Annotated in this window: 14 protein-coding genes; 4 read left to right on the top strand and 10 right to left on the bottom strand. The window is 41.6% G+C overall.

Annotated elements, in window-relative coordinates:
• Positions 1 to 46 precede the first annotated feature (46 nt).
• Positions 47 to 2,386, top strand: coding sequence for an EAL domain-containing protein (locus tag ACIZ62_RS00825; protein ID WP_414151048.1), 2,340 nt, complete (start codon positions 47 to 49; stop codon positions 2,384 to 2,386).
• Between the two features lie 56 nt (positions 2,387 to 2,442).
• Here ACIZ62_RS00825 and ACIZ62_RS00820 read toward each other — a convergent pair whose 3' ends face one another.
• The gene (locus ACIZ62_RS00820; protein WP_111888432.1) at positions 2,443 to 2,853 is read right to left on the bottom strand and encodes a hypothetical protein; all 411 of its coding nucleotides are present in this window, start codon (positions 2,851 to 2,853) and stop codon (positions 2,443 to 2,445) included.
• 32 nt (positions 2,854 to 2,885) lie between these two features.
• On the bottom strand, positions 2,886 to 3,599 hold the full coding sequence (locus tag ACIZ62_RS00815; RefSeq protein ID WP_414151047.1) for a J domain-containing protein: 714 nt from the start codon (positions 3,597 to 3,599) through the stop codon (positions 2,886 to 2,888).
• A 205-nt stretch (positions 3,600 to 3,804) separates the two neighbouring features.
• On the opposite strand from ACIZ62_RS00815, the gene ACIZ62_RS00810 reads away from it, so the two are divergent.
• Positions 3,805 to 4,428 (top strand): TetR/AcrR family transcriptional regulator, encoded by a 624-nt coding sequence (locus ACIZ62_RS00810; protein WP_111888434.1) that lies wholly within the window; start codon positions 3,805 to 3,807, stop codon positions 4,426 to 4,428.
• Position 4,429: 1 nt separating this feature from the next.
• Positions 4,430 to 5,314 (top strand): EFR1 family ferrodoxin, encoded by an 885-nt coding sequence (locus tag ACIZ62_RS00805; RefSeq protein WP_111888435.1) that lies wholly within the window; start codon positions 4,430 to 4,432, stop codon positions 5,312 to 5,314.
• 16 nt (positions 5,315 to 5,330) lie between these two features.
• On the opposite strand, the gene ACIZ62_RS00800 is transcribed toward ACIZ62_RS00805, so the two are convergent.
• The 4 genes from ACIZ62_RS00800 to ACIZ62_RS00785 form a co-directional block, all read right to left on the bottom strand.
• Positions 5,331 to 5,918: a hypothetical protein gene (locus ACIZ62_RS00800; protein WP_111888436.1), complete on the bottom strand. Its 588-nt coding sequence runs from the start codon at positions 5,916 to 5,918 to the stop codon at positions 5,331 to 5,333.
• Positions 5,919 to 6,014: 96 nt separating this feature from the next.
• On the bottom strand, positions 6,015 to 7,082 hold the full coding sequence (locus tag ACIZ62_RS00795; protein ID WP_414151046.1) for a GGDEF domain-containing protein: 1,068 nt from the start codon (positions 7,080 to 7,082) through the stop codon (positions 6,015 to 6,017).
• Between the two features lie 248 nt (positions 7,083 to 7,330).
• Positions 7,331 to 7,606: a hypothetical protein gene (locus tag ACIZ62_RS00790; protein WP_242988485.1), complete on the bottom strand. Its 276-nt coding sequence runs from the start codon at positions 7,604 to 7,606 to the stop codon at positions 7,331 to 7,333.
• Between the two features lie 65 nt (positions 7,607 to 7,671).
• Positions 7,672 to 8,061, bottom strand: coding sequence for an iron chaperone (locus ACIZ62_RS00785; protein ID WP_414151826.1), 390 nt, complete (start codon positions 8,059 to 8,061; stop codon positions 7,672 to 7,674).
• Between the two features lie 480 nt (positions 8,062 to 8,541).
• Between ACIZ62_RS00785 and ACIZ62_RS00780 the strand changes: the two genes are divergently transcribed.
• Positions 8,542 to 9,165 (top strand): hypothetical protein, encoded by a 624-nt coding sequence (locus ACIZ62_RS00780; protein ID WP_111888438.1) that lies wholly within the window; start codon positions 8,542 to 8,544, stop codon positions 9,163 to 9,165.
• Positions 9,166 to 9,277: 112 nt separating this feature from the next.
• Here ACIZ62_RS00780 and ACIZ62_RS00775 read toward each other — a convergent pair whose 3' ends face one another.
• From ACIZ62_RS00775 to ACIZ62_RS00760, 4 genes are all read right to left on the bottom strand, one after another.
• A complete protein-coding gene (locus ACIZ62_RS00775) occupies positions 9,278 to 9,916 on the bottom strand; it encodes an SOS response-associated peptidase (protein WP_414151045.1) in 639 nt (212 codons plus the stop codon).
• 145 nt (positions 9,917 to 10,061) lie between these two features.
• A complete protein-coding gene (locus ACIZ62_RS00770) occupies positions 10,062 to 11,333 on the bottom strand; it encodes a hypothetical protein (RefSeq protein ID WP_414151044.1) in 1,272 nt (423 codons plus the stop codon).
• 128 nt (positions 11,334 to 11,461) lie between these two features.
• Entirely contained in the window at positions 11,462 to 13,336 is a 1,875-nt protein-coding gene (locus ACIZ62_RS00765; protein ID WP_414151043.1) for an ABC transporter ATP-binding protein, read from the bottom strand.
• Entirely contained in the window at positions 13,333 to 15,072 is a 1,740-nt protein-coding gene (locus tag ACIZ62_RS00760) for an ABC transporter ATP-binding protein (RefSeq protein WP_414151042.1), read from the bottom strand. The genes ACIZ62_RS00765 and ACIZ62_RS00760 overlap by 4 nt, the downstream gene beginning before the upstream one ends.
• Between the last annotated feature and the right edge of the window lie 204 nt (positions 15,073 to 15,276).

Below are 15,276 nucleotides of genomic sequence, written 5' to 3'. Positions count from 1 at the left end.
TCAGACGCTAAAACATAAGTTTAAACAGAATACAAGGAGAATCGATATGGGTTTTAGCCCTAAAAATGATCCACCAGAAAAAAAAACTGAAATAATTCCTAAAATTTGGGAAGAAAAGCAGGATCATATTCAAAAACTTTTTCGACAACACCATGATAAGAAGAGCCCGGAGACCGAGGATAATACGCAGGTTTTTGTCGACTCCCAGCGAAGCAACTGGAACGTTACAGATCGATTTCAAGCCTTGATCGAAGAATCTGAAACAGTCTATGAAATAATTAGCCCGGAGGGCATTATCACGTTTATCAGTGATGCCGCAACCAAGGTAGTCCACTATCAGCCGGACAAATTAATTGGCGAGAAAATATTTAAATTCTATCAAGGTGAGGACCTGACGAAATTAAAGGGCATGATCAGCTACGTACTGGCAAATCCTGGTGCCAAAACCCAAAATATATTAACTTATAAAAAAAAGACTGGCGAACGGGTTCATTTGGAAGTCAACATGCAAAACTTAATAAGCCATCCCGCCATTGAAGGAATTATCCTGAGTTTCACCAATGCTACAACACGTGTCAAAGCAGAAAATAAACTCAATTATACAATTACCCATGACGAGCTGACTGACCTGCCCAATCGACTCCATTTCAAGACACTTCTCGCTCAGCAGTATGCACTTTCCCAAAATAATGGCATATCATTAGCCGTATTGATGCTCGATTTTGAGCGGATTAAATATATCAGTGACGCTTTGGGCACTCAATTTGGCGATCAGATGATCATGAAAATAATGATCCGGCTCAAAGCATTCCTTAAAAAAAATCAAATAATTGGACGTTATTCCGAAAACCAGTTCGGTATTATTGCCCGAAACCTCGCTAGTCGAGAAGCCTACGCGACCATGGCTCGTGAAATCACCGCTTTATTTTTACAGCCGTTCAAAGCTGCTAATTATGAATTTGAAATCGCCATGAGTATGGGAATCAGTCTTTACACTGAGGATGCCAAAGGCAAGGATCCCGATGATCTGGCCGATGAAAGCGGTGAGTTCCTGATTAAACAAGCCAATATTGCCCTGCTTTGGGCAAAAAAAGAGGGGCCGAACAAGTTTAAATTCTATTGTACGGATTTCAGCATTCAAAATTATAAACAATTCGAATTGCGTAGCGATTTTATTAAGGCGATTTACCAGAGTCAGTTTAAAATATTTTATCAACCGATAGTCACCCTGAAGGAGACAAAAATCCTGGTTGCCGAAGCTTTGATCCGGTGGAATCATCCCGTCTGGGGACTGGTTTCTCCCGACGAGTTCATTTATCTGTCAGAAGAAACAGGAAGTATCATTGAAATGGAAAAATGGATGCTTAATGAAGTTTGTCAAAGCTGTAATAAAACCTTAAACGAAGGGTTTCCCAAGCAAAATGTGATGGTTAATTTTTCCAGCATTCAGTTCTACGAAAAAAGCTTTGCCCTAACGATAAAAGAAATTCTCACAAAATTTTCTCTGGATCCGAAGTTTTTAATTGTCAAGGTTACTGAAGATCTTTTGCTTGATGACTCGGAAAATATCCGAAACAATTTAAAAGAACTTCGGTCAATGGGTATTAAAATAGCTCTTAATGATCCCAACTTCAGCTTTATCGGTTTACAGAACTTTAATATCGATATCCTTATCCTGGACGGATCCTTTTTAAATAACGTCCTGACCGTCACAGCAAGTGCATCAATTGTACAGAGCATTATTGAACTTACCCGGCAACTGAATATCAAACTGGTCGCAGTCGGAATTGACAACTGGGAACAAAAAGCCTTTCTGGAAAAACTCAATTGCTATGCCGGACAGGGCGATTTCTATTCAAAACCCTTACCTAAAGATGAATATAAAACAATTCTAAAAACTGGGATCAGTGATCCCGAACCTCTTCTTCCCCAAAATACTTATGCTCAGCTCGTTGATGAACGTCGCAATTATTTTAGACTATTTTTCAATCGATACGTCCGAGCGGATCTTGCCATTTTACAAATCAAAGACAAGCAGATGGGGGTAGGGAATACCAAGGTTTTAATTCAAGATATCGGACCTGGGGGACTGTGTTTTATTTCAAACATCCAGTTTCCCATTGAACAAGGCTTTACCCTTCAATTCGAAACCAGTCTGCTAAATAAAAAAATCAAGGTTTATGGCAACCCGATGCACATGAAAAAATTCAATAACCATTTATACCAATACGGCGTCAAATTTTCAATCAATGAAGACGAACGCGATGAACTAACAAAGATTCTTTTTGAAATTCAGACCATTGTAAAAAGAAATACAATTTTTGAGGACAGCAGTTTTACCTTCGATTCACCCTCAATTTATTTTAAAGGGCTGGCCAACCAATAGCTGCTGTTGATAGCAATTATTTCCTCGATTTATTATGGCTTGCTGATGCTTTATTTTTAAACAATCACGCGAACCTCAAATTTTTCCTGACATGTCGGACATTTCACAGTGTGTTTTCCCCGCTTAATCGGGAGTTGCAACGTCTTTTTACAATGGGGACACTTCCGGTAACGGTATCTGCCGATCCCTTTAATTCTTCGCACCAAGATTCTGGTTGCTTTTTTTACCGGGTTCCAGAGCCTCATGAATTTTTCATTTTCCATTCGCCGTCTGCTGATATTTCGGGAAAAACTTCGCAGCAGTACCAAGAGAATTAAACCGTCTGAAAAAATCGTCAAAACTAGCGAATCAACCTTCAGATTGATCATCATCGCTCCCAAGCCCATAAACAACCCTAAATAATAGAGCTGATCAATCCCATAGCGGCCGGTCATGAAGCGGACCAGCTTATTTTTCAAACTTTCCATTTATCGTCTCCTAATTAATTTAATCACAGGTTCTAAAATATTAAGCCTAAAAACGAAAGCAAAAATTGGATGGCGTAAAAGCCAATAAACAGCTTAACAATAGTTCCCAAAGGAGAAAAATTTGATGATCGCCGACCAGAAAACCAGCTGCGTTTGCCACTTAATTGACTCAACAGGTTCTGATATTTTTCATTGTCCGGTTCCATCTCAACAGCCATTTTGGCATGCTCAACGGCAATATCCCGGTAACCCAGGCCATAGTTTGCAATGGCACTGTAGAAATGCCATTGGGCACTTCGATCTGACAGATGATTGAGGATATTAATTGCCTCTTCATAATTTCCCATATTGATATGGTTTGCTGCTGCTTCAAAACTATAGGTCTGCCGCTGGCTCGAATATGCCCCAAAAATCCACGCAAAGGGATCAAAACCTTCAAAGGGGTCTGCCTGGCCGCTACGACCATCACTACTTGCATAGCGATAGGTATACGTTCTGGTCTGTCCCGAATTGCCTTGTGAAAACGGACTGGCCGTGCCATGGGCATTGCCATAAGCGAGATTGGCTTTACCGCTTTTGATCAAATCATAGGCAGCATTGACCTCGCTCATTTTTCGGGCGGCTTCCTGATCCCCCGGATTCAAATCCGGATGATATTGCTTCGCCAGTTTTTTATATGCTTTTGAGACGTCCTCATCACTGGCATCATGAGGGACACCTAAAACTTGATAGGGATCCAAATTCATTATGATTCCACCTTATCTGCAAATTTATTTTAAAATCAATTGTGGAATGATTGTACCGCTAAATGTTTAGGTTTTGTTTAAATAACGTTAAAAATAATATTGTTTTCTTTTGATTCAACTATCATTTACGAAAAATGATTGACTAAACGAGGTCATTGCATTAAAATAAAACCGACGGTCGGTTTTATTTTGAAAGGAGGAAACAATGTCTAAATGGGAAACAAAAGAAAAGCGAATCGATGATATTGTCAATAGCGCTGTCGAAATTTTTCTTGAGAAGGGTTACGAAGGTGCATCCATGGAGGCGATTGCAAAAAGAGCACAGATCAGTAAAGGCGGTTTATATCATCACTTTAGCAGCAAAGATGAAATCCTATATTTTGCAAACGAAAAATTAAACGAACCGATTTATGAATATGTCCGCATCGCTGCGGAAAATCCAGACGCCGTTGAGGGGATCCGCTTTTACATCCAGAGCTATGTCAGTTACTGGTTGACGCACAAGAAGGAGCTGACTTTTTTCTTTCTAACTATGGTTAAAGCCCTTTCGTCTCCAGAAATGTGGCAAGTCTATGAGGATTACTATGATAATATGACCAACTTTATCAAAACGCTCTACGACAGAAGCGTCAGCAGCGGTCAGTTTAGCAAACACAATACCCGTGCAAGTGCAATAACCCTTGTCTCCGCACTTGATGGTGTATTATCTTCTCTGGTAATGAGTAAGAATACAAATTCAGATACCATTATCGAAGATTTTGAGGACCGGTTTATCACTTCTGTTTTAGACCAAAAGGTTTTAGAATCCACACAAGAGGAGCACTATTAAAATGAAAAGAATCGGGATTTTCTACTTTTCAGGTACTGGCAATACTGAAATTATCGCCAGACTGTTATCGGCATCCTATCAACGAAAGCACATCAAAGTTGAATTATTCAGGATTGAGGATATTGTAAATCATAAAACACCGTTGATCACTAATGAATTTGATATGATTGGTGTCGGTCATCCAGTCCTAGGATTCGGTGCTTCCAGCATTACTGAGCAGTTTGCCAAGATCTTGCCCCCTTGTTCGGGAAAGAAGGCCTTCATATTCAAAACTGCCTCTTCTGCACATTACATTAACCATGGTGCATCCGATTCGATCATTCATACAATGGAAGAAAAAGGCTATCTGGTATTTCATAATTCCATCTTGGCTATGCCCTGTAACTGGTTTATAAAATATGACGATCAACTAAATAAACAATTATATGGCGCCGCTGTAAAAAAAGTTGATAAAATAGTCACCGACACCATCAATGAACAGGCGCAGCAATTAAAAATCAATGGGATTCTTAGTAAATTTCTTCGAATTCTCTACTATGGTGAAGAACATTATGGGGCAAAATATTTTGCGCGAGGTCTTTCAACATCTGATAACTGTAACCTCTGCAACAAATGTATCCGTAATTGTCCGACAAATAATATTCTCGAAACTGCGGGTCAAATCTGTTTTGGCTCCCATTGCATTTGGTGTATGCGCTGTATTTACGGATGTCCTACTCACGCCATACAAGCAAGAAATCTGACCGGCTGTGTTGTCGACCCCTACACCGGCGGGTTTAATATTGATAGCATCTTAAATAACCCAGAGATCAATGGTAACTTTGTAACCGAAAAATCAAAGGGTTATTACAAGCATTTTATCGCGTATTTTAAAGAAGCTGAGTAACTTCTACTGATCCGATTTATCTCTTCTGTAATAAAATCCCAATGGTGGACCGCCCGGGCAACACAAAATAATTATCCCCCAGAGTCACCCCGATTTTGGCGGTTTCACCGGCAAACAGGTCAAAAAGACGTTTCTGTTCCACGGTTGACCATTCTTCGCCGTTTCCGGGAACATAATCCTTTACCGACTGCCAGCCTGACACCTCTTTGACCGCATCCGCCACGAACACCTTGCCGGTATTAACTAGCAGATTCATCACTTCATCAATCATAAAGAGATCCATAGAATCCTTCAGGGTTTTGGCATAATCATCCAGCTCGGTACCCACGGTAACAATGTAGGGAAAGACCGGATCTCCCTGATTGACATAACCTCGCAACAGCTCGCTTTCAAAGACTACACCATTGACCTTTACCCATGCATCAGTTTTTTCGGTAATCTGAGCTTCAAAATAAATGGCTTTGGGTATGGCAATCTTTTGAACCATTTCATAGATGGGTTCTAGAATATCCAACATCGCTTCATTTCCTCTTAAGTGCAGTTCATTATCCAAGGTTTCCATGTCATAGGAAAAAGGATACTTTTTTAAAACTTTATCGTCCATTTTACGTCTCCTTTGTTGTAGTTTTCTTTTATATACCCATTTATATGATGGTGCCGTCACTAAATTTTGTATCTAAAGCAAATATCTCTCGTTAAACTATAATTGTTCAACCCGATTTCGACCCCGTTTTTTTGCCAGATAAAGGGCATCATCGGCCCGCTTGATGAGGGTTTCAATGGTATCCAGTGGCTCAAATTGCGCAACCCCAAAACTCATGGTAACCTGATGAGGTGCTAATCTGGAGAAATCTTCGATTGCCAGCCGGAGTTTTTCCGCCAGAAAAACAGCACCGCCAATCTGCGTATTCAAACAAATAATCATAAATTCTTCACCACCCCAGCGCCCACAAATATCCGTTTCTCGTATCGTTTCACCCATTATTTGGGTGATTTCTTTTAAAACTCTATCCCCGTACAGGTGCCCGTAGTTATCATTGATCTGTTTAAAAAAGTCAATATCACCAATTAGGATGGCAAAATCTTTGCCGGTTTTTCGATAATTGCTGATTTCTAAAAATAGAATCTCATCCAGTTTAATCCGATTGTAGATCCCGGTAAGACTATCGGTGATTGATAAGATGGCCAATTCGTGATTTTTTCGCTCTAAATTTTTTAGTGCTTCTTGCATACTGAGTTCATAATAGCTGATTATCAGAATCATGCCCAGATATGAAAAGCCAAGATTAAGTAAGCCAACATTAGTAAAACCCTGGGTTTCCCAATTCGCATAATTTAAGAAGATAAATATTAAAACCATTAGGGAAAAACTAAATGTAAAAATTCGGCCGCCCTTTCTTCCTAGCAAAAAATAAGCAGAAATGGGAACGACGACTATCCAAACAAGTACATAGTGATTAAATCCCACAAACCAGAATAAACTAAGCAGAACAAAAATTTCAATAGCCACTATTAAGACCGCCGTAAAAAAGACAAAATGCCGTTTGTGAAAATCATAAAGCGCAAAAAATGCCAACACACCGCCAATTAAATTACTGACCATCACTGGATAAAGCTCGATGGCATAGGCAACAAAGGAAAAAACGAATAGCACAAAAATAGCGATTGGCAGGACACAATTAATCATCCGTACCCGCCGAAACTGAAGATCCTCGGAAGTGAATCTAAAATCGTTGGTAAGATATTTATTAAATAACTTTGAAAACATCTGTATCACCCCATTAATAAAACGCTTTGCTCGAATTTTAATCAGACCTCACCGTCTCATTATTATATGCATTTTCAAACTAAAAAGAAACCCTTATTTAGATCCACCCTTTACCGGGCACACCCAAAAAATCTCCATACTTTTACAGTATGGAGAAATAAATCGTTATAATAGATTGTTAAAAAGCCGGTTCAAAGCGCGCAGATTTTTCTTCCGCTTTGAACCGGCTTGGCTGGTGCTGGATGAGACTAGATTTTGTTAATGGCGTTAACGGGATAAGCTTCAATATACCCGCGGTAGCCCATCGGCACCAGCTGGAATCTCGGTGCTGCTTCCGGTGCCCATTGATAGCCATAAACCGTTGGATCAAACCGCTTAACATGCTCCCAGATTGCATCAATTTCGGCCATAAAATCGGTATCGTCATAGGGTTCGCCCTGAAATACCATCATCGTGCAGGGAGGCAATTCAATCAGCTCATAACCTTCTGGAACGAATTGCTTGACTGCCCTTGCTAAAAGCACTCATTTCCAGAACCTTATTTAGAGGGCTTACTGTTTTATAGCGTTTGATATAATCTTTCAGGCTGTTATATTTCGCTTTTTTTTTGCTTGTTTTTCGCTTTCGCCTGATTCTCTGCCACTCTAAAAGTGACAATTTTTCGGATCAGATCAAAAGGTATTGGTTCATGAAGTGGAAATTGAACCGACCCTTTGGCGCCCTTATATATTGACAATTCTTTCTTGAATTTTTCGATACCTGAGGGTCCTGGATAGAAGCCGATATGGTTTTTATAGGCCGCAAAATGAACCAGATTACCATCCAGAAAGAATGTCGGCATTTGATAACTAATCTTTTCATCCGCTTCAGGCGCTACTTCTCTAATCACCTGCCGGATTTCCTGAAGAATCACCTGGACGTCCGCCGGGAATTGGCGGATATACGCATCAACTGGGTTACCGTCTTCAATTTTAGTCATTTTAATTCCCTTCAACTATATCTCCTTCCCTAGACCATTCTCCGGGCTACTGTTCTTCAAACCAGAATTTTCTAAAAGAATTTTAGAATCTCATCAGCCGATTTACGAGGAGGCATTTTAGCTTCCTGGGCTGCATGACCCACCGCAATCATCGCTTTATCCGATCGCCTTCATCGACCTTTTTAGATACGTCGTATTTCCGCATACTCCGTCTTTCAGCAATCACATTTTTAAATTCCATAATAACTCCCATTTTCCTTGATACCTTATTATACTCCTATTATGAAACCGTGCATTAAACTTTTAACCTTTACGTGGATATAAACACTATTTCCAGATTATTCTGAAACTTTAGTCAATCTTATTGAAATCAATCGCCCATTTCAGTCCTTAAAAACCACCGCCAATATTTAATCAAAACTGTTATTTAGTCGTCATAATGGGTATCAACGTACTGAAAGAAAAAGGAGGTGTTTTTCGATGACAAAGTCAAGAATCAAGCGACTCATTTTACTGTTGGTTTTGCTGGTTTTTTCGTCAGTTTTTATGGCTGGCTGTGGTCAACAAAGCACTCAAGACGCCGATGGTGATTCCGAAACGGGTGATCGTTCCGAAGCGGTTGATAGCACTGCTACCCTGGATAAAATTTATGCGTTCTATGACAAGGTTCAGCTCGGCCAGACAAAAGCGGAGGTGGATACCGCCTTGGGCGTAACAGCTAAAGAACCCATGACTGATGTATTCCAGTATACTGACGCAAATGGAAATGGTGTTATGATTGGTCTGAGCTCTGTTTTTTCACAAGATGGAAGTTCAAAAGTTGTTTTTAATAAAAGTGTCGAGGGTTTGGAAGCTTACCTCATCACACTACCGGATGACAAACGAGTCACTGACGAACAGGCACAAAGTATTACTGAAGGGATGACCTATGAGGAAACCAAAGCGAAACTCGGAGGAGATGGTTATGAATTATCTTCAACTCAGGGCTTTGAAGGCAAACCGGAAATTGATCGAGTTTGGATGAAAAAAGGGATATCCATGATAACCGTTAAATTCTCCGGCCCGGATGGAACGGATGTCGCTAAAACAATTGTTGATTTTTAAAAGTCTAGAATTGTTTAATGCCATCAAAAGGTGAAGATTTAATACCGCCTATAAAAAGGTCGGTGAAATGACAGACATTTCACCGACTTTTAGACTTTCTGAAATTATCTGGTTACACTTCTTTTGGGGGAGCCACATCCGCAAGAAGATCAAGCAAACTAACTTGCTTCTCTCCCTGAATCAATTCTTTTTTTAGGACAACCCGATTTTCCGTGCTAATTTTTATCGCGGTTTTTGTGGAATACAGAAAGTCTGTTGCCTGGTCTGCTGGAATCACCACTGGCATTCGGTTGTGAATCGGTGCGATCAATTCGACTGGGGGCTTAGTCATAATCATAAACTCATCGAAACCTTTTGTTTGTTGATGGAAAAAGCCGCCCAGATAAATCAGCTCCTCGGTACCGGTAAAGCGGAATTTCTCTTTTTTCTCATTCCATTCATAAAAACCCATCGCTGGAATCAAGCAACGGCGGTTCATAAAATCATCGCGGAAAAGGGGTTTTTCCAGCACCGTTTCCGAGCGGGCATTAATCAAGAGGGTCTTTTTCTCAAAATGCCGCGTGTACCCCCATTTTTTTAACACCAGATCCATGCCCTGATGATCCTTCCGAGGGATGTAAACCGGCGCCAGATCAGTTGGATGGATATCCCCTTTTTTTATCACGGTATGATATTTTTTATTCACTTCTTCAACGATTGCCTTGATCGCTCTTTCCTCTTTATCGGAATATAAAATATAACGTCCACACATTTTTTTCTCCTGCCAGAAGGCCCCTTTAAAAATCAACGACCACACATTTTTTTCTGCTATTCCCATTAGGCTTATCAAGCCCATGTAACACATACTCGCATCTTTACTTCCCCCTATTTTCACTTTTTATTGCACTCGCTAATTTTCAACGCGCTTCTTCCATTGCCATTAGGATGATCTCATCGATGGTGTATCCGGCCATGCTTTTAAAGTTCGAATACTTCCGTTTCAGTTTTTTATAAAGCTTTCTCGTATAGGTCATTCTAAACGGCAGATACGGTTCAATGGCTTTTATATAATCTTTACTATAAAAATCCTGGTTTTGTGAAATCGCTTCAAATATTAATAGCGTCAGGTTTTTCTGTAAGAAGGATTTCATTTTACGGGATTTTTCATGATCCAGTTGCTCATATGAATCTGTCATTATCATATTAGAAAAATCAAACAAGGCATTGGTTAGCCGATCTAACGGCCACTTTCCCAACGTCACCGAAAAAATAGTCATGTGTTCATTTTCCAGATCCTCTTTGGCATCTTGTAAATCATCACATAATTGAAGCAGTATACCATAGGCAAAGGCAAAATCCACCTCACCATCAGAAAGTTTGCCTTTCACTAAATAGGCATCTGCCAGGACCGAAGCCCCGCCTTTTTGCGCACTTATTCCTAAGACGTCTTTTTCATAAGGGGACGTCATCTCATCATGCTGCATCAGACTATTACATTGTGCGTCGTGAATAGATAAGAGACTTTCATATAATTCTTTAAAATCTGTCCGACTATATTGGCTTTCAATCATCCCAACAAAATCAAATAAGGCCGCTTCGTAGTCGTCATTCGCATCTATTTGCTCACCTTCTAACCGGCGTCTAAAGCGTTTATTGATCTGTTGTTTATCTTCAAAGGATACTTCCGGGTCGTCTAAATAATTATCAGTATACGGGTAAAGCATGCTATAAGCAAAAATAGAAGGGGTATACTCAACCTCAACCGCAAACAAAACCTGGAGCAGATTCATGATCCAGACATTTCTGAGGGCTTGCAGCATGTTTTTTAATTCCATCTCGGCGTTAAACCCTTTGACACTGCAAATAAAGCGATTCGTTACACTTGGAAGGGCTTTTGCAAAATCATGATCAACCTCATCTTCGGTAAAGCCTGACTGTTCTCCAAGATTTTTTATCAGTGTCCATAAGGCATTTTTCCAGTCCGTTAGTAGATCTTTATTCTTAGGACATTGCTTTAAATGCGAAAAAAGGTTATTGATAAACTGGTTCAACTCCTTTTCCCGTTTTATTTTTTCTTTGAGGCTGATTTTTTCACCCAAAACAGGAAAACACTTGTCCGTTTTCCACCACCATTTGATATATTTACCCTTAAGTTGCTCAATCATTTCCTGCACAATAAAATTATTCAAAATTCCTCCCTACTTAAATCCAACAATTTGATTATGTTATTCACTTTAAAAATAAACTTGGTCTTTATACTATCCTCTCTGTCAAGCACAATATTTGACTTACGGTTTCTCATTCTATTTGGTATTTTTCACAGCGCCAGATTATTAAATTGGCTGTTATATAAATCAGCATAAAAAGTATCGGCGGCCAACAATTCCTGATGGGTTCCCTTTTCAACGATGGTGCCGTTTTTCATTACCAGAATCAGGTCCGCTGACTTGATGGTCGAAAGCCGGTGGGCAATGACAAAGCTGGTTTTTCCCTTCATACTCGAAAGCATCGCTTTCTGCACCTGCAATTCGGTTTTGGTGTCGACACTGGAGGTCGCTTCATCCAAGATCATCAGGGCGGGATTGGCCAGCATCGCTCGGGCAATGGTCAGGAGCTGCATTTGCCCCTGGGAAACAGTTCCTTCTTCATTGGAGATCACCGTATCATAGCCCTCTGACAAGGTCCGGATAAAATGGTCGCATCGGGCCGCCTTGGCTACCTGGATAATCTCTTCCCGGGTAGCATCCATCTTCCCATAAGCGATGTTCTCTGCAATGGTACCTTTAAAAAGCCAGGTATCCTGAAGCACCATTCCCACCATCCGCCGGAGCCCGCTTTTGGACAGTTCTTTAATATCAATTCCATCGACTTTTATCGTGCCGCCATCCAGTTCGTAAAAACGCATCAGTAGATTAACCAGGGTCGTTTTCCCGGCACCGGTGGGCCCGACAATGGCCACCATCTCGTTGGGTCTGACGGTAAAGCTGACATCTTCCATTAACGATTCACTGGGATGATAACCAAAACGGACATGTTCAAATACCACGGCACCTTCCGGTACTACAATCTGTTTTGGCGTGGTGGTTTCAGGTACCTCTTCAGGCTCGTCCAGAAATTCAAAAACCCGTTCCGCTGATGCCAGGGCCGCCTGCATCGAATTGATAAAATAAGAAGATTGAGTAATGGGATCAGCAATCTGATTGACATACTGCAAAAAGGCCTGTACTGTCCCGATGGTCATCGTGCCATTAATGGCAAAAACACCTCCGACAATGGCGGTCGTCACAAAACTGAGTTGAGTCAGAAAGCGGATTGCCGGATAGATGGCATAAATCACAAATTGTGATTTTTTGTTGGCCTGGTACTGCCGATCACTCAACTCCCGCTCGGTTTTAATAACCTGCTCCTGCTGGTTAAAGCTTTTGATAATCAGGTTTCCACTATAATATTCTTCGATTTTTCCGTTTAATTCCCCTAAAACCTTCTGATTTTCATAGAAAATTGCCAGCGTTTTACCCGAAATCCACTTTGTCGCAAAAACGCTCAGGGACATGGTGGCAATGATGATCACCGCCATGACGGGATTTAGAACAAACATAATGACAATGCTAAAGACAAGGTTGCAGAGGGCATTGGCAAACTGCAGGGCCCCGGTTTTTAAAATCTCGGCAATCTTATCCGGATCATTGGTGGTTCGGCTTAAAATTTCTCCGGTTTCATTGGCATCATAATAATGAAGCGGCAGCCTGGTGATCTTTTCGCTTATTTTCTCCCGCAGCGATAAGGCCAGCTTTTCACCCACACTGGCCATGGTATATTCCTGAAGAAAGGAAAATACCGCGCCAATCAGATACGCCATCACTAACATGAGTAGCAGTATTCCCAGGATCCCAGCCAGCTTGTCAAAACTGCCGCCAATGCCGTAGTCACTAATGGCTTGAATCAGTTGATCCAGAGCTTTTCCCATGATGATGGGGGTGAAGGCAAAGAGCCCGTTGCTAACCACGGCCGCCAACAGAATGATCAACAAGGCCCCTTTTTGTTTTAGCAACAGCGCCATTAATCGTTTCGCCGATGCCTTTGAATTTTTGGGTATATCCGCCATCTCGGAGAGGTCTTCCTTTTCAAGCAGGTCTTCGGTATTAGGCGCTTGCTTCTTTTCCTTTTGTGGTTTCTTTCGCTGCTTTTTCATAAACTGTCAGCCTCCGTTTCGCTGAGCTGAGACGCGACGATTTCCTGATAAACAAGGCAGGTTTTCATCAGTTCACCATGCCGTCCGATGCCAGCCATCCGGCCAGCATCCAGTACGATAATCTGATCGGCATCCATAATGGTGCTGACCCGTTGGGCCACGATCACCATCGCTGCGTCTGCCATCTCTTTTTTCAGTGCTCTTCTGAGGGCGGCATCGGTTTTAAAGTCCAGTGCTGAAAAGCTGTCATCAAAAATATACACCGGTGCTTTTTTTACCAGGGCCCGGGCAATGCACAGCCGTTGCTTCTGGCCGCCGGAAAAATTGGTGCCACCCTGGGCCACCAGACTTTGATAACCTTCTGCCAGCTCGGTAACGAAGTCATCGGCCTGGGCGATCCGGGCAGCCTGTTCCAATTCTGCCGGGGTTGCCTGGCTGTTTCCCATCCGCAGATTGTCGGCAATCGTCCCACTAAAGAGAATCGCTTTCTGGGGTACATAGCTGATGCTTTCCCGAAGCTCGTGCTGGGTCATCTGACGGATATCCGCCCCCTCCAGAGTGATCGTTCCACTGGCTACATCGTAAAGTCGCAGCATCAAACTGGCAATGGTACTCTTGCCCGACCCGGTCCCGCCGATAATCGCAGTGGTTTTACCCTGCTCACAAGAAAAGCTAATGCCTTCTAAAACGGACTCCTCAGCACCCCGATAGGAGAAACTGACCTGATCAAAGACCAGCTTTTGAGGGCTAGCCGGGTTTCGTAAGGCCAGAGGTTGTTTTTCATCCTCAATTTCCGGGATCGTATCGAGTACCTCCTGGGTGCGATCCAGACAGGCCTTCATTTTCGGCAACATCACCATCACCATTGACGACATGATCAGTGCGATCAACAAAAGGATGGTATATTCTGAAACGGCGGTAATACCGCCAACCTGAATTTCGCCATTGAGCACCAGAAAACTGCCAAACCACAACACCGCTACCATGCTGATCCCGACAACTGACCAGATCAGTGGACTAAACACTGCAAAAGTCTTATTCAGGCGAATCACATTGTCAGCATAATCTAAAAAAGCTTTGTTGGTTCGTTTTCGTTCAAATTGCGAATTGTCAAAGGCCCGGATCACCCGAACCCCGGTAATCGCTTCACCCATGATTCGATTAATAACGTCCAACCGTTTTTGGATGGTTTTAGAGATTGGGGTAGCTTTAATAAAGATAACATAGATGGCCAGCATAAAAACTACCATTGCAATGATGGGAATTGGCACCAGAGATGGACTGACTTCGATGGTCATGATAATGGCTGTTACCGCGATAATCGGTGCCGGCAAAATCATTTGGGCAAACATAATCACGCTCTGCTGAATAACTGTAATATCACCCGTTGCCCGGGTAATCATCGAAGCGGTACTAAACTGATTAAAATCACGAATTGATAAGACTTGAGTTTTATCAAAAATTCGATCGCGCAGGTATTTTCCTGAAAGTGCGGCCAAATCGGCGCTCAGGTAGCTGGCAAATAAAGAAATCAGGCCCGATAATCCCACTGCCGCCAGCATCTGTAAGCCCAATATCACAATCGCCATCAGATCTTTTTTAAGAATCCCGTCGTCAATGATTTTGGCCGCAAAAAAGGGTACCGCCAACATACTAAAGGACTGGATCACCGTGGCCAGAATAATTAAAAACAGCATCATTTTTTTTTCTTTTAAAAATTGGATTAAATAGGTCATTGATCATCCCTCCCTTATTGCTGTTTACTGTTTTGTATCGCTATCTTTAGCATAAGCAATACCGTGTCTCAACAGTCAAATTTTTTATATCCTTTTAAAGTAACAATTTTGTTTAAAAAATCTCAATACTACTGATAACCCTGCAGTCAGTTTTTTTAGAAACGGAATGCCGATCACTCCTAAAACTGATTGGCACAGCTTTAC

It is taken from the genome of Acetobacterium carbinolicum, assembly GCF_047456275.1.
Taxonomy (GTDB): domain Bacteria; phylum Bacillota; class Clostridia; order Eubacteriales; family Eubacteriaceae; genus Acetobacterium; species Acetobacterium carbinolicum.
The sequence above is the reverse complement of the archived record's forward strand: the minus strand, read 5'-3'. Positions and strand labels throughout refer to the sequence as shown.